The organism is Brasilonema sennae CENA114 (assembly GCF_006968745.1).
In the GTDB taxonomy this organism is placed as follows: Bacteria; Cyanobacteriota; Cyanobacteriia; order Cyanobacteriales; family Nostocaceae; genus Brasilonema; species Brasilonema sennae.
Genome location: NZ_CP030119.1, coordinates 1 through 21,712, shown reverse-complemented (window position 1 = coordinate 21,712; position 21,712 = coordinate 1). Strand labels below are relative to the sequence as shown.

Sequence of the window (21,712 nt, the reverse complement as noted above, 5' to 3'; positions counted from 1 at the left end):
TGACTTCTAACTTCATTAATACTCTGTGTTTTATTTAACGTGTTTTATTTTACTATTTATTGTCAAGTGTCAATTTGTCAAGTAAAAAATTTGTTTTCAGGAAAAATTTGTGATATTTTTGTAGTAGATAGAGGTATGGAAGATGCAAGTAGGAGAGACATCAAGACAAAGGTTGGCTGAGTTACTCAAAGAACTGCGAGGTGAAAGAAGTCAACGCAGTTTTGCCAAGCTGCTTGGTGTCAGTAATCAGGCTGTACAGTATTGGGAGAAAGAGCGCACTTGGCCTGATGATAATAATCTGGAAAGGATTGCTGAACTGAAGGGATGGACCCTGTTGCAGCTACAAGTCTATCTAGAAGGAGAACAACAGAGATCAAGCGTTGCAGATGAAGATGTAAACCGTGTGAATGATGGTGAGCTTCAACAGCAATCGCGCTCTGTTCAGCAGCTTTTAGAAGAGGTGCGGATGCTGCCGTTTCAGGCTGCTGTTCAAGTGGCTAAGGTAGCGTTAGAGACGATGGAGATGATGGCTGCCAAGAGCTAAATTAAATAGCTAAAAACTTTGTTAAACTTACTTATACTTGTTTAGTATGAGTAAGTTTTTGATGTGGAAGGTAGGGGAGTTTGCAAAACTGCTTGGCGTTTCTACGTCTACACTACGGAGATGGGAAAGCGAGAATCGAGTAATACCAGAAAGAACTCTGGGAAATCAGCGGATTTACTAAGGAATTGCATTTAGCGCAAGTAAAGAACCTGAAAGAAGAAAGTGTTCCTGTAAATGCAATTATTTAGGGCTTGCTGAATAAATGTAAAACCTAGATGAATAAAGAGTGTCAGGGGAAAAAAGGTGAAGCAGGTGCAAGAAAAAAGGGTAAGATAGGTAAAAAGCCTTGCACCAGGATGCGTGAAAATGTATCGCAAAGCGCAAGAACAAGAAACACCCCCAGAAAACTTTGAACTACCCTTTGGGGGTCAACTAGCATCAGATAACCGCTGGGTAATCATGGCGAAAATGATACCGTGGTCAGAATTTGAAGCGGAATACGCAGCGATGTTTTCAGAAGAAATAGGGGCACCAGCTAAAACATTTAGGATAGCATTGGGAGCATTAATAATCAAAGAAAAATTAGGAATAAGGGAAGCGAGAAACAGTAGAGCAAATAAGGGAGAATCCTTATCTGCAATACTTTATAGGAATGTCAGTCTATAGTAAGAAAGCACCATTTGACGCTTCAATGCTAGTTCACTTTAGAGAAAGAATAGATATAAACGTAGTCAATAAAATCAATCAAGAAATAGTCAAACAGGCAAGGGAAACAAAAGAGGAGGTAGTCAAAGAAAAAAAGTCAGAAACCGAAGATTCAAAAAGTGAGCCGGAGCTTCCAAATCGGGGAAAGTTAATATTAGATGCCAGTTGTGCACCAGCAGATATAAGTTATCCTACCGATTTCGGATTATTAAATCAAGCCAGAAAGCAAACAGAAACAATTATAGATATTTTATATACCTCCCTGAAAGTCAAAAAAATAAAGAAACCAAGAACCTATAGGAAGATAGCAAGAAAGAATTATTTAGCAGTCGCAAAAAAAAGAAAACCAACCATTAAAGAAAGAAGGAAAGCTATCAAACGACAACTGCAATATATGAAAAGAAATTTCGCTCATATTCAGCAGTTGATAGATTTGGGTGCATCACTTGTAAATTTGAGCAACAGCCAATATAAGATATTGCTAGTAGTAGCAGAAATTTATCGTCAACAATTATGGCTATATGAAAATAAAAAACAGAGTATAGAAGACCGCATCGTCAGTTTAAGCCAACCACATATTCGTCCGATTGTCCGTGGAAAAGCAGGAAAAAATGTCGAGTTTGGGGCAAAATTTTCAGCCAGTTGCTATGAAGGCTATGTATTTTTGGAGCATATTAGCTGGGATAATTTTAACGAATCAAAAGATTTAAAATCACAAGTTGAAGCCTACAAAAGCTACACCGGATATTATCCTGAATCCGTTCATGTTGATCAAATTTATCGCACGAGAGAGAATCAAGCTTGGTGTAAAGAAAGAGGAATTAGAATTAGTGGACCCCCGTTGGGAAGACCACCCAAAAATGTCAGTCCACAAACAAAGAAACAAGCTTTAGAAGACGAAAGGATTCGTAATTGTATTGAGGGTAAGTTTGGACAAGGTAAACGAAGATTTAGCCTTGGTAGAGTCATGGCTAAACTTCCTCATACTTCTTTAACTTCTATTGCTATTTCTTTTTTAGTTATGAATCTTTCTACCCTGCTTGCACGGGTTTTTTGTGTCTTTTTATGCCTACTTTCAAAATCACGTCTTTTTTCACTGATTTGATTAGTGAAAATGATGCTTCGAGTCATTTTAGACAACAAAAGCTTATATTTGCTCTTGTCTGACTACTTGGTCAATTCTTCTGTTGCCTTTTCATGACTTTTTCAGCAAGCCCTATTTATTGTCGAGTCTCGTCCAGCTATTCGTCCTGCTGTCATATGGCGACGTACCAGCTTTGGCACGCAAACACAAGCTGGTAGTACTTTTTTTGCGCGAATGATGACTGTGGTTACTACCCTAAGGTACGAGCGTCGTAATGTTTTGGAGTTTATGACACAAGCTATTGCCTCCGCACGCGTTGGTCAAGATTCTTCTTCTTTACTTCCAAAGGTAATCAATGAGTGACGAGCAGCAAAAATCTAGCGGGAGTCAAGTAACTTCCGCAAGGAGGATAAGCAGTCCTGGGGGTGTTGACTATATTCTTCAATCTGCATGGGTTCATCTTGGTCAGCGATCGCCTTGAACAATATGCCTCAATCTACATGGGTTCATATTCATATAATATCTGGGTTTCACCGACTAATTAGGCAATGGGTATCGTCAAGGGCACTCCCCCCTGAACGGTTACCTTATTAGACATTTCCGAAAATTGCTAAGAATGAATATAGTTAGTTTAATAGTTTATTTATCATTACACTTTTTATAAAAATGACTTAATATTTGATATTTAAAAACAATTTTATATATCTATAAAGTATTATTTAATTTACATTTCATACTAAAGTTGGAAAGTAAATTAAATATTAATCTGTTTTCCTTTCTAGTTTGGATTGAGATACTGAGGGTAGTTTCTGAGCAAACTATCTTGACTTATGGCTGACGATTAGTATTTATATTCCGAATTTAGCAATTGGTTTTTACTACACGAGAAATTTTTCCATTTCCTTAATTCGAGTGTTGGAAGGAAGTGTTTTGTAAGAATTCAGAATCTAGAATCGGTGAATAAACAAAGCTTCCAGCTATTGGGGTGATGATTTCCACAAAATATCTATCGTTTCAATTCTTGATTTGACAAGCATTCTGACTCCTAAATTCTTACAGTTTGTGTAAGGACGGAAGTCTTGTGAAGTGATAGCATATTTCAATGCCAAAGCTTGAAATATGCCTGTCTCAATTAATTGTTAACTTTCAGAGAAGATTTTCTTTAAAGGCTTCTTAAATATGTCTCGTATTAATATTAAAAGGAATAAACCTATGTCTGATAATCATCAACAACATCAGGACAATCAACAACATCAAGATAATCAACAACAACAGGAGAAAGAGAAAACAAAGAGACTTGTAATTGTTACTGGTGATAAAGGTGGTGTTGGTAAGAGTACTTTTGCACGAGGTTTGCTTCAACTTTATATTGATAAAAATCTTTTTTGTATTGCTTATGATGCTGACCAGCGTAATAATCAATTACGCCGACATCATGAAAAATTCAACCTAGGCTTAGTCCGTTGTATTAATGTTTTTGAGAGAGGAAAAGCAGACCAATTATTAATGGATTTAGAAGCAGAAACTTTCCCATTAGTTTTACTTGATTTACCAGCTCAATCGGGCGGAGTTTTTGAATTATTTGTGAAAGAGTTATCTTTCTTTGAGACGCTGGCAGATGAACTTGGCTACAGAGTTACTATGGTATCGGTTATTAATCGACTTCGTGACTCTGTAAACATTTTAAAGGCTTTACATAGTTATTGTGACAACAAAGTTGATTATGTAGTTGTTAAAAACCTATTTTTTGGAGAACAAGAAAAATTTGGTCGTTATACTTCATCTCCTATTCGTAAAACCTTACTTGACCAAGGTTTAGTAGAAGTCTTAATGCCTGATTTAATTGATTATTGTTATGATTTTATTGATGAAAATGATTTAACTTTCAGGCAGGCTTCTTCTAAAGATTTTGGTTCTCTTATTGCTGTCAGGGCAAGAGTTAAGTCGTGGTTGGATGAGTTTGAAGAATATTTAAAGCCAGCTCATGACTTGCTGGGTTTTAATTGCGAAAAATTGCCGTCAGGATTTTCACATACTGTGAAAGAAGATGAAGGCGAGAAAGATGCCGTAGACGAGAAAGCTCAAGATGCTACATAAGCTATATGTTTAGAAGACGATTTATCATTACGATTGGTGATTCACGTGTTGGTAAGTCTACAGTTTCTAGATTGTTATTGGAATTATATAAGAAGCATGATTTAAATATTCGTGCTTTTTACCACGGTTACCGTCCTGGTGACTTGTCTAATAAGCTATCGGTCTATGACAAGTTAGGCTTTAATATTAGGCATTTAGGACTGAATAGAGGTGATTCTGACCTTTTATTAAACGAACTGGAGATGTTTTCAGAAATTGATTTGGCATTGACTGATATGCCAGGTCAGAATCTCTTGGATTTTTTTCGATTTGAGAAGGAAATATATTTTTTAGAGAATTTGAATTCCTTAGGCTATCGTGCTACTTTTATTCATCCTATTTCCAACCGCAGAGATTGTGTAGAATACTTGCAATCGCTCTATCATATTTTTGGGAATCGTGGAGATTATTTAGTAGTCAAAAATCAACATTTTAGTAATTTTTTTAAGTACTATGACGGAACTCACATCCAGGAAGATATTAATAACTTAGGGGGAGTAGAACTGATATTGCCTAAGCTTGAAGATTATATTTATCAAGACTTAGAAGATACAAATTTACCTTACAAGATGGCGATCACCACCGAGTCAGATATGCAAGTATTATATCGCTCGGTGGTATTTAATTGGATGGAGAATTTTCATGATACTGTTATGGATCACAAGGTTGCTCTAGTATATTTAGGCTTGAAAAGAGACTGTACTGAATTAACTCAGCAAGAAGCCAGTTTATCAAAAAAGAATTCAGAAGTCAGGAGCCAGGAGTCAGAATGATTCCTGTGCGACTGGTGAGACAGCACGGCGCAGTCCTTGTCTCCCGCTCTCGGGCGCGACTGCGTATCTCCTCCACCAGACGCTGAACGCTAACGTCGAAGACGTGCCGTGAGAGCGAAGCTGTGCCGAAGGCTCAGGCATACCCGAAGGGTGGATGAATAGGTGGGTTTAAGACCCGACTGGCACGCTCGTTAAGACGAAACCTAGTCATGGCAAGGTGTTGGGGGACTCGGGGTCCCCTCTGGGGATAGGGGTTCTTGTGGGTGGAGTAATTCTGAGTTCCTAGCTGACATTCTGATTCCTTTTCATTGACAATTTTATGACCGATACTAAAAATATTTCCATAGATGATATTTCTAATAAAGAGCAATTAGAGAAAGAGAAAGAGTATATAGAAGAGTTGATGGCCAAGTCGGGTATGAAGCCATCGGACCCTTTGTTTAAATTATGGGCACAGATTGGTACCACTCAATATGCGATTATGCAGCTACCTGCCAAGCTTGATACTGTGATAGGTGGCTGGACGCTCAAGGTTGATAACAAATTAAGTCATGCGGCTGAAGTGGCGATTATTCAGCAGCAGGCTGCAATAGCTAAAGCCGCTGAAGAGTTGGTAAGGAATACTCAAAAGTCTACTCCTCTCAAAAGTGAGAAAGGTATTCTTGTTAGGTTAGGTTTGTCTGATGTCAATAACTTTAATTTAGCGACTATTAGTTTTGTTTTTGGTTGCGTCCTGGCGTTAGGTGCAGCTATAGGGGCTTTGACTTTTAGTATGGCTATAGCATCGCAATCTGCTGCTAAATCTTCTGCTGTGACAAATTTTAAGCCTGAAGACGCTAAACTTTTAGAATGGGCTAAATCAAAAGAAGGACGTGATGCCCGACAGATTTATACCGATAATGCTGGCATTATTCAAACCTGTCGTCAGGGTAAGAACCCAGGTGGCTGTATAATTAACGCTAAGACTAAGAAATAGGTGATTACGCAGCAAAAAATTCGCGCTTCTTGTAATCGGGAACGAATTCTTTCGCTTCTTTGTAGACTTCTTCGGTTAAGTCTTCTGGGCAGAGTATTCCTAGTTTTAAAGCTTCACATACAGCTTTTCCTCTAGTGGGCCTATGTTTTTCGTCTTTTTCTGGTTTATCGAGCTTACTGATTATTCGGTGAGCGTGCGAACGTACAGTACTAATTTCCAGGCAGAGTTTGTTAGCCATTTCCTCATAGGTTAGTCCTTTGGCTAGTAATTTTAGGACTTCACACTCTCGTTTTGTTATCATATTTCCGGGAGTATCTTTAGTGTTAGGCTCCCACATTGCTTGTGCTACAATTGTGTGTATTGTGCTATCAATCCAAGATTCACCTTTGTAGGTGGTTATGACAGCTTCAATAATTTTACTTTCGACATTGTTTTTGTTGTAAAAAGAAGTTGCTCCTTTTTTAAATATTTCTTTGACTATCTTTTTCTCACAACTTCCTGTTGTCACAATGGTTTTAATTCTGTTTGAGTAGACTTTTCTGATTTCTTCAACTACTTGTACTCCACTGATGTCAGGTAGTCCAATATCCACAATGACCACGTCTGGCTCTGTATTTTGAATGACACTTAGAGCTTCTTTTCCGTATCCTGTTTCTCCACATACCTTAATTTTGTTGCTTTCTTCTAGTATAGTTTTTAAACCAAGTCTAAATATATTCTGGTCTTCTATTATGACAGTTTTGATAAGTTTCATGTTATAAAGTTTTTGGATAACACCGTGATAATCTTTCTAACATTACTTTCACGTTGATGCCTCAATTTGGTAATATTTATACATAATTAATAGCGATAAAATTAGTTTATTTATATTTATAAAAATATAAATAAATAGCTTAAGATTAAATTTTTGATTAAGTTGAATGGCTTGTTTTTTTTGGTAATATTTCTGTGGTAAAGGCTGGTGATATGGTGCTTTGATAGTTGGAGTAGTATTTGTATGTAACTGCTGTGCTGTGTAAGATATTAGTAATTGGCAGAAAGCGTAATCAGGTTGTTGCGAGTGTTGTTGATAGCTTGCATGAATCAAATTATTTGGTGGTTACTAAGTCTGCAATACCTGACAATCTCAAAGGTATTGACTTGATACTGGACGTTACTTTAAAGCCAATTAGTATCCGTTTGGAAGGTTTACCAGTTATTAAGGTGGTGCAATCAGCAGATGATTCATGCGTTCTGGATTTTGACGATTTTTTGGTGTATCCTTTTTCTTCGTCTGAGCTAATGAAGCGTGTGAATTTATGCTTGCACAAGCGAAGTGATTATCTTCGGAGGCTTCCTCAATATTTGGAGATGATATTTCACGACGTCTATCATCCTTTGAGGGCGGTTAACTTTGTTTTGGGTTTGACTAGAGTAGGTAAGTATGGCGATAGCCTTGAGCAGCTGCGTTCCGTGTTAGAGACCTCGTGCTCTACAATCACTTCCACTTTAGGTGTGCTTAGTGATTTGAAGAGTGAGTTGAATCAAGAGCCAGGAGGAAACATCGAATATATCAATATTGCTAGCTTGCTGCATTCCATCCATGCTCAGTTCTCTAATAGTGCGATCGCACAGAATATAAATTTCTCCCTTGTAATTGAGTCTGAAGTTGCTAATGTGTGCTTGTACGCAAATTATAGTCACCTATGGCGGATGGTTTGCAACTTGATTGTAAACGCTTTTCAGCATACTTCTGCTAGTGGCTCTGTCACCATCAAGCTTGATACTCAAGTAAGTGGTTTCCTCCGGTTGGTGGTTCAAGATACTGGCGTGGGTATCACCTCAACGCAGTTGAAGCAGTTGAATAATGATTTGGGGATAAGTGGGTGCATAGGACTTAGCGGTAGTTCATTTTCTTTGCCAAACTATTCCCTTGAGGAACGTTACTTAACGGGAACTTCTGCACTTAACAGCAAAAGCTGTACCCAAACGGATAGTCTAAGTGCAAAGCGCTTTCGTAAAGCACGGGAATTGGGCAGTTTAGCTGCTGAGGGAACATTTACTCTCAATGGTACTGGCTCTCATGTAGCTCGTACTGGCTTAGGCTTGCGTACAGTTAAGTATGTTGCGGATTGTTACCAAGCCAGTGTTAGCGTGTTTTCTCAGGTAGGAGAAGGTTCAACATTTGTCATAATCTTTAATTTAGAGGCAAATTTTCAATGTTATTCTCAGGAGAAACGCTTACTTGTAGATAATGCCGCTTCTTAAAATGGAAAAGCCTCAAAAAAAGAAAATCTGGTTGGATTATATTATCGATAGCATTGTGAATTTCTCCAATCTATTTGATATATCGTGGCTCTTTTTTTGCGGTTTTAGTCTTCAATCATTGATTTTTCTTAGCAATCTTTTTGTAGGTCAGTTCGCTGAGGCTGACTACTTTCGACTTGCTTATTGTATTGGCATGGCTGGAATTACTTTTCCTAAAAACAAGATACCGAATAAGTATCTTTTTCTTACTTGTGGATTCTTTTTCGGTATCTTGATAGGAATACTTTGATTAATTACTCAAGCTCATTATCAGAAGATTTTGTATTAGTCTGTTGTTGAGCTTGCTGCTTATTGCGGTAAAGTTGTTCATGATTAACGAGTAACTTAAACCGTTCAAATTCTTCTTGGGTAACGTTGTTGACTATGATACTATAAATAGGTTCATCATTATTTTTGGAAGCCAAGAGCGCTTCTTGATTTTCTGAATCTGAATTTCTATCAAGGGAGAGGGTATTTGAACTTTCTTCGATTTGGATATTGACTGTGTACTTTTCACCCTGATAAACTACCGATCCATTTCCCTGTTTTCCTTCATTACTTAAGATTTCTAATAATTTAGGAATCATTACTTGCTGTACATCAGAATTTTTGGCGATGATGACTTCTCTATTTTCTACTGCTAATTCACTCTTACTATTGTTATCATCATCTTTTTGATCCGAATTGAAACTTTGATTTTCTAAATCGGCGGTTATAGTTTGATTTTGGTGAAAGCTAAAATTTCTAAAATTGATTGCTTCTACACTTTGTTCTACACTTTCAATGTTAACTTGTGCTTGTGCTATTTTTTCTTCATGAGCAATTTTTGATTCTTGCCAAAGTGCTTCTTCGGCTTTTTTTTGTTCTTCTGGGGTAACTGAACCAATTTCTTGTGCTTTTTTAGCAACACTTTCATCAGTTATGCCTAATTGGGTCATTTTTTCTTGAATATTGGCATAATGCATTGCTTCTGTCATATTTATCATTTGATTTACCTTTATATAATTTCTATTTTTACACTTTCAAGTCTATTCTCAATTCGTGAATTCATAAACCTAAAGTCATTTACAATTTGTTCGTTAAGGTTATTGACTTGGGTTTTGCCATCTCGAATATATAGTAATATATTACTATCTTTATCTTTAATAAGATAGGTTTTCTCTTGTGCTTGTGTTGCTATTTGATAATTTTTATAATTTTCAGTTCTAACGCTCATTATACCGTTAACATCTTCTTTACCAAAGATTTGAACAACTCTTTGGACAAGGGTTGTCATTTCATCAATTTGCTGTAGTTCTTTGATGTCACGCGACATAGCTTGGAATGCATTTTCTAGACTGTAACTGCTTTCATTTATATATTCTTTAGTGACTTCTTGAATTCGAGCGATATATTTTTCATTTCTACCTAATTTGTGAGCAACTTGATACCAATTTTGAAGATTTTGAATAGTACTCTCTTTAATGTTATCGAGAGTTTTATCTATCGACTTTGTTTGGGTATTTGTAGATGTTTGTAATAATGCCTGTTGAACGTCTGTATTTAAATGTGAACTTTCAGTTTGATTTTTAACAGAAGTGGGCGGGGAGATATTCTTTGCGTTCAACTTTGGAGTGAAGCTTGTCTCTGTGTTTTTCCCTTGTGGTTCTGATTCTAATTTTTGGTTGGAGGTAAGCTGTATTGCTTCTGCTGTATAATTTTCTGCTTGTTGAGAATTTGAATTTTCTAGTGCTTTGGTATATCCTTGGATGAGTGCGCGGATGTAAGGTGATTCTAATCCCTTTCCTTCCCAAAAATTTTTCTCTCCACTTGATACAAGATAACTGCACTGTTTTAGCCATTGATCTCCTCCCCTTTTGGTTATGGCTTCGGCTAATTTGGGGTGTTGCTCAAACCGGGCTTGGAGGATTTCAGCCATCAGCTGTACCCTTGGTTCTTTTAGGGGCACTGTTTCCTTGTAGGCGTAGAAAGCTTGTTCGGCTGATAGAAAGGGTTGTGCTGCTGGCTTAGATTCAGTGTAACTTTCTAGTCCGTATGTTCCGGCAGGCATTTCCTTATTATTGCGGAATGAAACGGGGTAATCATTGGCTATAGTTCCAATCTGCTTGGATTTGACGGTTGTACTGGTAAGTACAGCCCCTAGTGGATCTGGACTACGGGAATTAAGGTTGATGCCGGGGGCAAATTGAGGCAGTTGTGTGGGTAAATTTTCTGTACTAGTGGTTTTGCCTATATCAATTTGTTCTGGCTTAGTATTAATTGGGAAAGCTTGGTTTTTGGTGCTTTTAGAAGTTTTCTGTTGTGTGACTGTATCGCTTGGTACTTCACTTGTTGTGGCTGTGTTTTCTGGGGTAGGTGCTATATTCTTTTCTACTACATTGGTATATGCCTCTGATAACGCTCGGATAGATGCTGATTCTTTACCCTTACCTTCCCATTGTTTATCTTGACTATTGGTAATGTTGGTGCAGTTCTCCAGCCATTTGGTTCCTCCACGTTTGGTAATTGTTTCAGCAAGGCGTGGGTGTTGTTCAAGTTTGGCTTGAAGGACTGTTACCATTAACTTGTACTCATCACAGAAAGATGGGTTTATTTGTTTCTGGTGGTTGAAAGCTTGCTCGGCTGACGTGTAGGGAACTCCTTCTGCTTTGGCTGTATGCGTTTCAGTGCCGTATTGTCCTGCTGGTGCAGTGGGGTTGTTACCTAGCGATACTGGATAATCATTCTGTAATTTGCCTTGCTCTTTGGCAAGCATCGTGGCGTTTGACAGTGCAGCGCCTAACCCGTCGCTGGAGTCGGGACTAATGTTAACTGTGGTTGTTGTAGGTTGTTTGGTGGGTACGAATGGAACAATCTTGCCGTTGACGTAATCCCCCAGAGGTTCCATAAATAAGCCATATATCCTACCCTTCTGTGCCTGAGTTTGGGTAAGTTCTTTGACTGAGTGTTTTTCCCAGTTCGCCCAGGCTTGTTGATAAGCTGGGTTTTGAATCATCTGGGGGGTGATTTCGTATTGCTTACCTACCCGGAAGGCTACTTGCTTGCCATTTTTACCAAGGGCTACCGCAATATCTCCTTCCTTGATGCCATAAGCTTTTTGGTAGTCCACACCCCTGGTGGTGTGTACTCTACTGTGTCCGCGCATGGCATCAATGGTTGTGTTGACTGGTAGTTTGGGGGGTTCACCATGTAGTAAGAGCGAGTAAACCATTGGCACTTTACCAGCAATCTTGATATCTTCTGGAATTTGGGGATTTTGAGCGCGCGCTGCGGTTTGATTTCCAATGGTGATAATTTCTTGGATGGAGGGTTGATTTGAAATAATAGTATTCTCATTAGAAGTACTATAGGCGATATGCGTAGCGTCAAGCCTCCGGCTTATCCCTCGCAAGGGCTCGGTTCTCGGAGGGAGGATCGCAGCAGTTGTACTCACAAGCGCATCTCCATTTCCTTGATTTTGGCTAGATGGATTATTTATGGGTAATTGCGGCTGCTGTGTGGTATCTGAAGTAATAAATTGTGCGGTGCTTATCTCGTGAGCAGTGGTAGATGCGAGTCTATACGCGGGGTTAGTGAGATGATGCTGCCAGCCTAATTCATACTTCTCGAACTGTTGGAGAAGTGTTTTTGCTTGTTTGTGAAGTGGTTTGAGGTTTTCACGCGGACGGTCAAAGTTTTCGAGAAACTTCCCGTTGCTGGTTTCAACGCGGACAGATTTGTACCCAGCGCTGGCTGCTTCAGTAAGTCCGTTTATTAGGCTTTGGTATTCGGCATGTTCAATATCCCCACTGTATGAAGTTTGAGAGGTGGTGGTTTCGAGTTTAGGCAGAACTTGGGTAAGTTGTATCTGCTGTTTATCTTTGGTAATGACCGCAGCGGCTATACCTTCAGATGTTGCCCGTGCTGCAACACTACCAATTGATACTACCACTTCGGGTAGTGCTTCAGGGGTTTGTTCACTCAAGAGTGCGAGCTGTGCTTTGCTTTCGAGTTCGTTATATATTTCCTGCCCATATTTTGCGATTTCGGTTTCCTTACGAGTATTAGCTTCATCAAGGAGGGATTGATTGCTTTGTTGGGCTGCTCTAGTTTTGAGTTCGAGAATATTAAAAATATTCTCGCTAACTGGAGATAAATAATTCTTGGTAGCTGCCTCTAAAACCGTGATTTCTTCGGCGACGGTTTCTGTGAAACTGAGCCATTCGTCCTGGTTATTTCGGTCTGGGATTTCTACGTTGATAATACAAGCTACCCACTCAACTTCTTGGTCATTGAACGTTGTAATGCTGGAGTCAAAATCGCCTAGTTTAGATAACTCAACTGCTTGAACAATCTTTTCTGTAGGTGGGTTAACTTCGACAACAGTTTTACTAATTGGTGAAACTGGTTTTGGAATTATATTTAACTCTTTATCGTTTGTACTATCTTCTTGAACTGGTTTTGCTGGTACTATTGGTAAAGGTATTTCCTCTTTACTAATTTCTTTAGAACAATTCGGAAGTGATTGAAGTGCCTGCTTGTATTGGCTTGGCTGTGGTGTAGAGTTGATTTCTAACAGGCTTCCTTCTTTTTCTACTTTTTGATTAAGCTCATTACTTAATTGTTCATATTGGTAAAATCCATCTATTTCACCAAGATTGATAGCTTCTCCTAATAGACGAGTCAGACCTTTTTCTAATTCACTACTGACTGTGTCTTTTTCGATTATGAATATAGCTACATTGCTAGTTTTCTCGATAATGTAGTTATTATTTGTGTCTTTATATTCTAACCAACTGTTGACAAGAATGGCATCTTGGGCTGGTACTACTAATCCAATACTTTCTTTAATGACTTGCGAGTTATCTTCTAAGGTATACTGTTGGTTAGGATGGCTAAAATATACAGTTTGTTCAGGAATAATGGGGGCAGGTAGTGGCGGAGTATCATTACTTTTGATACCACCAAATCTTTCTAGAAACTGTTCTTTTCTTTTGGGAGTAATTGTACTTTCATCAAGCATGAATACTGTCATGCCCTTTTTAGCTTCCAATCTGCTTTGTGATTTAGCAACCTGGTCGTATGTTATTCCTACTCTTTCTAAAAATTCTTTTGTCACCTCAGATTTTTTACTATCGACAGCTAACCCAACTAATCCTACTAATTTATCCTCCTCACTTTGGAATAGTATAGTAGGACGTTCGGTAATTTTATCGAATAACTGATTATTTTTTTGCTCTACTGGATTGGTCTTTTTTTGTTGGTCAACTAACTGGTAGCGCTTAACCCATGTTTCAGGATATTGTACTGATTCAGGGTCAATGGTTAGTTTGCAGGTGGTTTCGTTGCTTGTGAGAATAACAGGAATGGTTGTTTGTACTTTACTTTCATTAATTATGCCTGCATCTACTAATTGTTGTACTGTACTTTTCTTTTGACTGTACCTACTTCTGTTTCCAAATGCTTTTTCCGTATGTTGACCGATAATACCAAGAGATAAATTACCAATCTTGGCTGTATATACATCCTGTTTGTCGTAAGCTTTAACTGTTGCTGTTATTTCTTGTCCATGAAAATTTATATTTTTAAGCTTGTCGTTAATATCTATTCTTACTAAATTACCACTGGCTGTCTTTCCAATAGCGAAGGCATTTTCACCTGTAGCAATACTTGTGATTTCTAATTGTACTTTTTGACCACCTTGACCGGGTTTTTCTGCCAGCCATCCCTGTTCTATTCCTGCTATTACTGATTCTTTAGAAAGAGTACCTAATTTCTCTTCCTTGTAACCATTTTTAAAGGTAATAACATAATCTTCTCGTTCCAGTTTATCTTTGAGGATGATTAAATTTACTTCCTCACCATTAAAATTTTGGTCTTTACATTGAAACTTTTGTAATTCTTTAACCTGAAATTCTAAATTTATGCCTCCAGGTATATTTATTTTAGCTGTGGCTGTATACACTTCTCCTTTTTCAATAGTACCAGTTGCAGTTGTACCGATGGGGAGTTTACCATCAGTGGCGTTGATGTTGGCGAAGGTTTCATACTCTCCTGTTTCAGGATTCTTTACTTCAATGACATCTTTGATTACAGTATTACCTCTACTATCTTTCTGCTCGCTAATATTAAATCTAATTTCCTGGGGATTATTTTGATTTACCTGCTTGATTGTTTCACTTTTATGCTTATGTCCCGTCAGGGTAAAATTAGTAAATTGAAGTTTATCTACTTGCTGGATAATTTCTTGAGTAAAGCTAGCAAATACAAAATTTGATACTTTCTTTTGTCTTTCAACTTCTTGTTCAACCTCGTTTTGTTGGCTTTTAGAGTTAGAACCTTCACGAGTAGTTGATACTGCCCAAGTAGCAGCAGCCATTGCTAGCTTTTGTTCTAGGACGCGATGGCGATCGCGTCCCGCTTCGCTATCAGAAATCGAATTATAAAAGTCTTCGGCGATTTGGTAAGCCTTTTGGTACATCAACTTAATTTGCCCTTCACTTAATTCTGGCTGGAAGGATATCTTAGTTGATGTAATTTCTCTGTTGGGAACAATTCCTAGCTCTTGGAACGAGTTTTCTTGTTCCTTGGATACAGTTCCTAGTGTCTTAAACTTGGGTTTAGCGTTTTCAGTTTCATCATTAATTTGGGCGTAAACCCGATACTGATGAGGTTTATCTATCGAGCGTTTTTCAGGTGGAATTTCTGAGACTTTTAGGGTAATTTTATGTGCATTCCAGATAAGGGGATGGTCATATTTAAGGAGATTTGTAACATCGAGTTTTTGACCATTTCCAATATCAATACTTGCTGATGATCCCTTTTCTGTCTTTTTACGTTGGGTATAGCGTGTGGCGTTGTTAAACTCTTTATCAAATTCTCTCTTGGCGAGGGTGGCTTGCAAGCGTTGTTCATAGGTAAATTCTACTCCCTTAAAAAGGTTTGAAAACTGAGTTAGTTCGCGTGATTCTAATTGGGCTTTCTCAAAATATTGGTTAGTTTTACTAATGAGAATTTCAACAGGTGAGTAACCTGTCGGTTCGATAGTACTGTCAAAGTAAACATCCTTTTTCTTATCACGAATGTAGTTAACTTCCCGATGAAGAATCCGACTGTTGTTGCGGATAACATCCATTTCTGGTTTTTTAGCACTTTTGAACAGGTCAACTGCAATTTGGTTTTGGAACGCGGCTTCAGCAACCATTTCCCGATATATCCGGGTATTGATGTCCATTGCAAAGAGTGCGTTTTCTTGGGTGAGAGGTTCTTGCCGTAACGTTTGGACAAATTCTTCCATATAGCCGCGATACTTGTTGGAGATGTCTGGGCTGGTGTCACCGTGCGCTTGTGCGCTATTTTCTTGGTCAAATAACTTTTCGTAGTGTTTGGCTACCTGAATAACGTACTCTATTTGGTCTTTCTCGCTACCAAAGGTTTTGAGGATAGTAATTTCTGACTCCAGCGCCTCAATTGATGTCAGGTGATTGTTGATTACACCAACACTGATACCATCACTCATGTGGATGGCGATTTCCTCAAATTCGGGTTGAGTGCCATTTTCCCGATAAAACGATTGTTTTTTGAGTTTGACAGTTGGTTCGTAGGCGTTTTCAGGTACGTTACGCCAGATAGCTTCAGCTGTGAGGTTTGGGTATTTGCTAGCATGGTCGAATCCGATACAGTCGCCATCATAGTCGCGGGCTTGTCTTTCTTGCTCGGATTCTTGGGGTAAGATTTCTAGTTGGTATCCTTCATTATTTAGTTGCTTAATATACTCATTAAAATTGTTAGTGAATTCAATTTTATCTGTTGTTTCCAGCTTCCCAATATTTTGGTCAAGGTAGTTTTCAATACTCTCTAGTTGAATATTTTTTTCTTGGAGTTCGGGAAGGATGGATTTGATTTGACTGTTGAGGCGGTTGTAAATGCGCTCGGAGGTTTCATCCGAAACGGCGACAACACTTGCTAAAGGCTTGCCGTCAGGTCCAATGATATCATCAACTATTTTGTTGGTTGAGCTACACAGACCATTGGAGTTGAGGAAGGGGGAGCGGAAGTTAAGTACTTGTTCGCTATCTTGATAATGAGGAATGCAGACTTCACCATCTCGGAGGTCTTTGGATGGGATGACCATTGCCCGTTCAAAGGTGAGAGTTTTCCCAACCGAAATATCTTGCCATTCGCCTTGGACAAATCGGGCGAGTTCTCTTTGAATTTTTTCAGTTTCTAGGAGTTGTCCCCATCCTTCGAGATCAGTTTTAATGAGTTTGTAAATATTTGTATCGGTGGCAATTCGTTCTTGTAGTTTTTCAAATTCTTCAGCGACTTCCTGATCAACAGCTGCTTCTTCTTCTAGTTCAGCGGCTTGCTGTTCGAGGAAGGTTTTGCGTTTTTCGTATTTCTCGCAATAAAGTTGAGCTATCTTGCGGGGGTCATCCAGCGCTTTTTTGAGTTTTGCTGCTTCAAGTTCTACTGTTTCGGCAAAATCCTTTAACCCATTGGGAAAGGAAGCAATCATTTGAGATATAGCAGTTTTACCTAACTCAGATTGAGATTTTTCCCCTAACCAAATGTTTTGGCGGTACAGCCCTGGTTTAATTTGGGGTTTGGTCGGACCATTCGGGTTGTCTTTATCTGTTCCCTTAAAAGCAGATAGAGGGATGATTAAATCAATTTTTGGTTGGTTAGGGTTTTGATAATTAAGGATTTGGTCGAGATTAGCTGGACGTAGAATACCCTTTCCAAACCTGAACTTATCATCATTCCCATCTTTATCTGTCCATCCGAAGCGGTGTTGGATAACACGGTATTGGTCGCCTTTTTGGTGTCCGGTTAACTGTTGGTATAACTCTGTGGATATTTGTCCGTAGCAGTCTCCGGTGAGGCGATAAGCTTGGTCATTGTTGATGATTCCGCCATTTTTTCCTGTGCTGTCATCTACGATGAGAATATTTAATTCTGCGTTGATGGCATTTTTGCACGAGCCAAGGAATATTGACCCATATGCACCTCTATCCTTGTTGTCAGGGCATAACTTGCTTATGGTTTCCAGATATTCTTCTGGTCCATATAACAGTCGGCTTTTTGAAGATAGTAGTAGCTTGTGTCCTTCCGGGTGGTTTTTTAACTGGTCGGGGGTAGCTTTCTCGTCCATATGTCCGAACGAGAATTCTGCCTCTGGGAAAAAATGTTCTAGTAGGCTATTTTTTAACTCCTCTTTTAGTAAAGAGTCTGCATTGCTTGGATTGTTATCGTTATGAATCCACTGATTTAAACGAGTGTCGAAATGCTTTGCCTCAATAACCATCTGCCTACTTACGATAACCTTTCCCACTCGATTTTATTTTTAATCAATTAAATTTACATCCAACTAGAATTTGATAATTGTTACAAATGCTTTATTTAACGTGATATAATCCTGATATTTCATGACTGAAAAATTTGATTTATGTATTCGATGGAATATTTAGAAAATGTCTCATTTATAGAACTAGCTTTTATGCTAAATTCAGGTATATTACATGAATGGCTTATTCTAGACGAATGGTACAATGAAATAGGTTGCGCCTGGGCAGAATATCAAGCTTCTTGTAGTGAAGAGGGGTAGTGTAAACTACAATTCTACATCTTTTTTGTTTATAGATACTGACTGTTTCTGAGTAATTTTCTTCCAGTATTGTTTATCTTCATCTGTTGGGCTGGCAGCTAATACTGTGTTTTTTTCTAGATCGTATGATGCTACCTTTCTATTGTCTTGAAGAAATGAGATGCTTAATCTCTCATCTTTGATAGTAATTCTGTAACTTCTTCCCTCTACCTGTTTGGTTCCTCCAGGTATTAACTTTATTTTTCCTGTCTGATTTGCTAGTCGCCAGATTTTACCGACGGCAGGTAAGATACTTTCTGCCCAGTGTTTATCTTCTTCAGATGGTTGATTTTCTGCTGTATCAGTAGTCTGTAAGTTAGCTTGTACTAAGTTGAAAGATGTGGCGTCTTTTCCACCTATTTCTGGGCTATCTCGTTTAGTTGAATTTGTTTGTTTTACATTTGGTACTTTTACATCTAAAAGCTCTAATTGAGTGAATTTCTCAGTTGATGTGGTATCTAATGGTGCTGCTTTTACTTCTGTATTAGACTGACTTACCACGTTAGTGTCTTCTTCAACTTCGGTAAACTCGGCTTCTGGTACTTCCTCTTTCTCGCCATATTTGCTGCTATCGACTGATAGCCACTTCTTGCGTTTACCTTCCTTTAGCAATACTGGTATGACTACGTTTTCATCTGGCTGCTGGTTACCCTTATTGCCAAACGCGATCGCACTCTTGTTTTTATGAGAGTCAGAGTTGCTATCGTCACTATTATCGGTTGTGCTGCTTGTATTTTTTCCCTTGAGGAGTAGTTCTTGTCCTTGAGTACGTGCCCGTACTAGGGTATCATAGTCTGTCTCTGGGTTATATGACATTCCAAATTCAGTCTGGAGATTTTTCCAACTGTAAGGCTTGTATATCTGATACCCAGCAACTACCACAGAATTGTGAATATAACTAAACCCTAGTAACTCTTTCCCCTTTAGCTTTGGTAAGACTTGTACCCCGCTTTCCCCCAGGCGTTGGATAAAAGTCCCTACATCAGGTTTGTTCTCAACTGCTGCGGCTATCCCTTGCTTGATTATCTCTTTGGCTGAAGGTGTTTTGTGCTTACTGTTAACTTGTCTGATGCTTTTTGAGCGGTTTGAACTGACAGCAGCGGTAATCCCATACTCTTTATCTAGTTTATTAGCTATGGCTTGATTGCTAGTAGGAGTTATTTCTAACCCTAAGGCAGCCGCTATTTTCCTGGTTGTTTCTTGTGCCTTGAAGTAGTCGTGTGAATCTGAAACAGTTTTACCATCCAGGGTAATGCGTGAAGCTATTATGTGGACGTGTTCGTGATTGCGATCGCAGTGTCTCACCGCTACGTACTGACTTAGTGCTTCTCCTTCCTTGCAGTACCCCATTTCCTTTAAGTATTCTCCTACTACATACCCATATTGGCTGTCCCAGAGATGTTCGTGGTGTCCTTCCCTATGAGCAATTGCAATGATGTGATGAGCGCACGCTCTAGTTACTCCTTTATTGAGATACCTATTTGCAAGGAACTGCAAATTTAACTCTCCAGGGCTAGTTCCCATCATATTGGTATCGATAATTGCAGCATCATCTTTCTCTAATACATATTTTAGGGTGTCGAGGAAGCTACCCTTCTTGTAAATAACAGGTATCATATGCTGATAATTACTGCTTTATCTTGTGAACTGAAATCTTGTAGTGGCGCAGATTTCGCTAGCCTGTCAGAAGTCTCCCGTCTACTCGTATAGAAACCGTAGTTGTGGAGACAGGGCAATTTTCATGCACAATTTGACTATCTCGTTGCCATTACTTATTGATATTCTTCGATTCTATCTAACTAGTATAATGTAGCACTTGTAACTGTAATTCTCTACAAAAGCTACCGTGCAATGCTCACAAAGAGTGCGATACTTTCCCCGAAGGAGTCGTTCTGCGATGATCTTCTTCTCGCCCAAAGGGTAATCACATTTGCTGAAATCTCGACAATTAGTTTTATTTCAACTGATCGTTGGTTAATTCTGTGTGTAGCGTTCCTATACTCTATCGTTACTACCGGGTGTAAACATACCTTGTTCAACTAAATGTATCTGAGAGTGAGGTGGTTGGGAGCAACTGCGACTAGTTGTAGGTATAGCTGGAGTAGTCTCAGACCTAGTTGTAGTTTCCACATAGTTAGCTAGTTTGTTTGTACTGGGAATAGTATAAGTTGACTTGGGGATGGTTTAACTATGTCTGGGACTACTGCTAGATGACAATTGTTTCTCAGTGTTATAAATGTTATTATTATTGCATTTATAGTCTCGTTAAGTTACGTGTAAGTCACAGGCGTTCTTTATCCATTGGTAGTAGTTTCTTCTGATATGTTTATATTGAATGAGGCGGCAATTGTCTTATCCACGAGTGCGATCGCATCGTCTATGGTATCTAGAATCTGTTGATTGTTTGTTTCGCCCGCTAGATGTCGAAGCATCATCAGTTTGCTTTTAGCAGTACCTGCACTTATCCGAATGGTAATCACATCAGCAGGTGGTTTAGCCATTAGGGTTCGTCTCAACCCACAATCTCTGAGGTATTGGGCTGTACTGACATTACATAGTTGTGCCTTTGTCTCTATAGTTTGTTTCTCATCTGAGTTGAGAGCGATTTCTACTCGGTGGGTGCGCTTCATATAAGTTGATTTTTCTACTTAATCCTTTGTAACCTGCCCCTTCAAATAGGTGAAATATTCTCTCTATAAAGATTTGACGAATTTCTCACAAAAAGGTATTCATAGCCATGAGCTTTAACTAAAAACTCTAGGTAATTATTGTGAAATTCGGGTGGTCAAATGCTTTCTAGATGCTAGAACCCGCTAAACAGCGTTAAAGCTTCGGCTGGTCGCGCTTTTGATAAAACCTGTTGCCGTAATCAGTGTAGCTATCTTTAACAACGGTAAGCGGTTTAGTGACTTCACCGCGTAGATAGCGATTAAACAACACACGCTCTTAGTGGTTCTTTTTCAAACCCTAAGATGCGCCACCAGGTTTGGTAAGAGGTTAAGTCTTTGATTCTTGCGTCAACTACCTGGTTGATTTCGTCAGGAGTAAAACTTGTTCGGGAGTAAGACGCGGTGAGGTTTTCTCTTGCCCAGGCGATCGCTGTCTTAAATTCACGTTGTATACACTTATTTATCCATTCTCTATTCTGCGGTGCGCTACTAGGGAGGAATGAAAGCAAGTACCTGTAATAAACTTGCACATCTACTTCCCAACCGTGTTTTTCGTCAAACAATACAGAGTCATACCAATCGTCTGGCGCGGCATAACCCGATTTCTTCTGGAAGCAAAGGTCTATGTCTTGTGGTGGTGCTTCCTTATTGTACATATCGACAATCAGGTTTTTGAGGTAATGATAGTGCTTCTGATGATTTGAGATGACATCGCCGTTTTCCCAGCACCTGTGGGTGCGTATAACAGGACACTTATTAGCCTAGATTTGAAGAACTCATGGATTTGGGCGATCGCACGCTCTTGGTAATCTCTGAGCTTAAATTCTGGTTTAAATTCGGACAGGATTTCAGGGACTAAAACTTGAATCATGATATTATTTTCCTCAGTTTAAAAGTTTTTGGCTATAAAAATT

The 21,712-nt window shown here is 38.8% G+C and carries 14 protein-coding genes and 1 pseudogene; 8 read left to right on the top strand and 7 right to left on the bottom strand.

The genetic code is table 11. The features are described 5' to 3' along the window. Positions 1-142: 142 nt before the first annotated feature. From DP114_RS32475 to DP114_RS32450, 7 genes and pseudogenes are all read left to right on the top strand, one after another. Positions 143-544 (top strand): helix-turn-helix transcriptional regulator, encoded by a 402-nt coding sequence (locus tag DP114_RS32475; protein WP_169266203.1) that lies wholly within the window; start codon positions 143-145, stop codon positions 542-544. Between the two features lie 46 nt (positions 545-590). Further along, positions 591-722: pseudogene (locus DP114_RS32470) on the top strand (MerR family transcriptional regulator); the annotation flags it as partial. A gap of 188 nt (positions 723-910) precedes the next feature. After that, positions 911-2,354, top strand: a protein-coding gene (locus DP114_RS32465) for an IS5 family transposase (RefSeq protein ID WP_169266205.1) whose coding sequence is annotated in 2 segments (ribosomal slippage) — positions 911-1,141 and positions 1,143-2,354 — 1,443 coding nt in all. Because the reading frame shifts where the segments join, the coding sequence is not laid out codon by codon here. A 334-nt stretch (positions 2,355-2,688) separates the two neighbouring features. Then, positions 2,689-2,814 (top strand): hypothetical protein, encoded by a 126-nt coding sequence (locus DP114_RS35920; protein ID WP_256379425.1) that lies wholly within the window; start codon positions 2,689-2,691, stop codon positions 2,812-2,814. A gap of 731 nt (positions 2,815-3,545) precedes the next feature. After that, the gene (locus tag DP114_RS32460; protein WP_246163631.1) at positions 3,546-4,430 is read left to right on the top strand and encodes a P-loop NTPase family protein; all 885 of its coding nucleotides are present in this window, start codon (positions 3,546-3,548) and stop codon (positions 4,428-4,430) included. A 5-nt stretch (positions 4,431-4,435) separates the two neighbouring features. Then, the gene (locus DP114_RS32455; RefSeq protein WP_169266206.1) at positions 4,436-5,242 is read left to right on the top strand and encodes a hypothetical protein; all 807 of its coding nucleotides are present in this window, start codon (positions 4,436-4,438) and stop codon (positions 5,240-5,242) included. A 319-nt stretch (positions 5,243-5,561) separates the two neighbouring features. Beyond that, positions 5,562-6,218, top strand: a complete 657-nt coding sequence (locus tag DP114_RS32450; RefSeq protein ID WP_169266207.1) for a DUF6753 family protein — start codon at positions 5,562-5,564, stop codon at positions 6,216-6,218. Between the two features lie 4 nt (positions 6,219-6,222). Here the strand turns inward: DP114_RS32450 and DP114_RS32445 are convergent, their stop codons facing one another. Further along, positions 6,223-6,972 (bottom strand): response regulator transcription factor, encoded by a 750-nt coding sequence (locus DP114_RS32445; RefSeq protein WP_169266208.1) that lies wholly within the window; start codon positions 6,970-6,972, stop codon positions 6,223-6,225. A 239-nt stretch (positions 6,973-7,211) separates the two neighbouring features. Between DP114_RS32445 and DP114_RS32440 the strand changes: the two genes are divergently transcribed. After that, the gene (locus DP114_RS32440) at positions 7,212-8,465 is read left to right on the top strand and encodes a sensor histidine kinase (protein WP_211178533.1); all 1,254 of its coding nucleotides are present in this window, start codon (positions 7,212-7,214) and stop codon (positions 8,463-8,465) included. Positions 8,466-8,758: 293 nt separating this feature from the next. Here the strand turns inward: DP114_RS32440 and DP114_RS32435 are convergent, their stop codons facing one another. From DP114_RS32435 to DP114_RS32405, 6 genes are all read right to left on the bottom strand, one after another. Further along, positions 8,759-9,481, bottom strand: coding sequence for a hypothetical protein (locus tag DP114_RS32435; protein WP_246163629.1), 723 nt, complete (start codon positions 9,479-9,481; stop codon positions 8,759-8,761). A 20-nt stretch (positions 9,482-9,501) separates the two neighbouring features. Then, positions 9,502-17,790, bottom strand: a complete 8,289-nt coding sequence (locus tag DP114_RS32430) for a reverse transcriptase-like protein (RefSeq protein WP_246163637.1) — start codon at positions 17,788-17,790, stop codon at positions 9,502-9,504. A gap of 306 nt (positions 17,791-18,096) precedes the next feature. Further along, positions 18,097-19,746, bottom strand: coding sequence for a relaxase/mobilization nuclease domain-containing protein (locus DP114_RS35530; protein WP_246163627.1), 1,650 nt, complete (start codon positions 19,744-19,746; stop codon positions 18,097-18,099). Between the two features lie 677 nt (positions 19,747-20,423). Then, positions 20,424-20,759 (bottom strand): plasmid mobilization protein, encoded by a 336-nt coding sequence (locus DP114_RS32415; RefSeq protein ID WP_169266211.1) that lies wholly within the window; start codon positions 20,757-20,759, stop codon positions 20,424-20,426. A gap of 299 nt (positions 20,760-21,058) precedes the next feature. Further along, a complete protein-coding gene (locus DP114_RS32410) occupies positions 21,059-21,454 on the bottom strand; it encodes a hypothetical protein (RefSeq protein ID WP_169266212.1) in 396 nt (131 codons plus the stop codon). A gap of 8 nt (positions 21,455-21,462) precedes the next feature. Beyond that, a complete protein-coding gene (locus DP114_RS32405) occupies positions 21,463-21,669 on the bottom strand; it encodes a DEAD/DEAH box helicase family protein (protein WP_169266213.1) in 207 nt (68 codons plus the stop codon). Positions 21,670-21,712 lie beyond the last annotated feature (43 nt).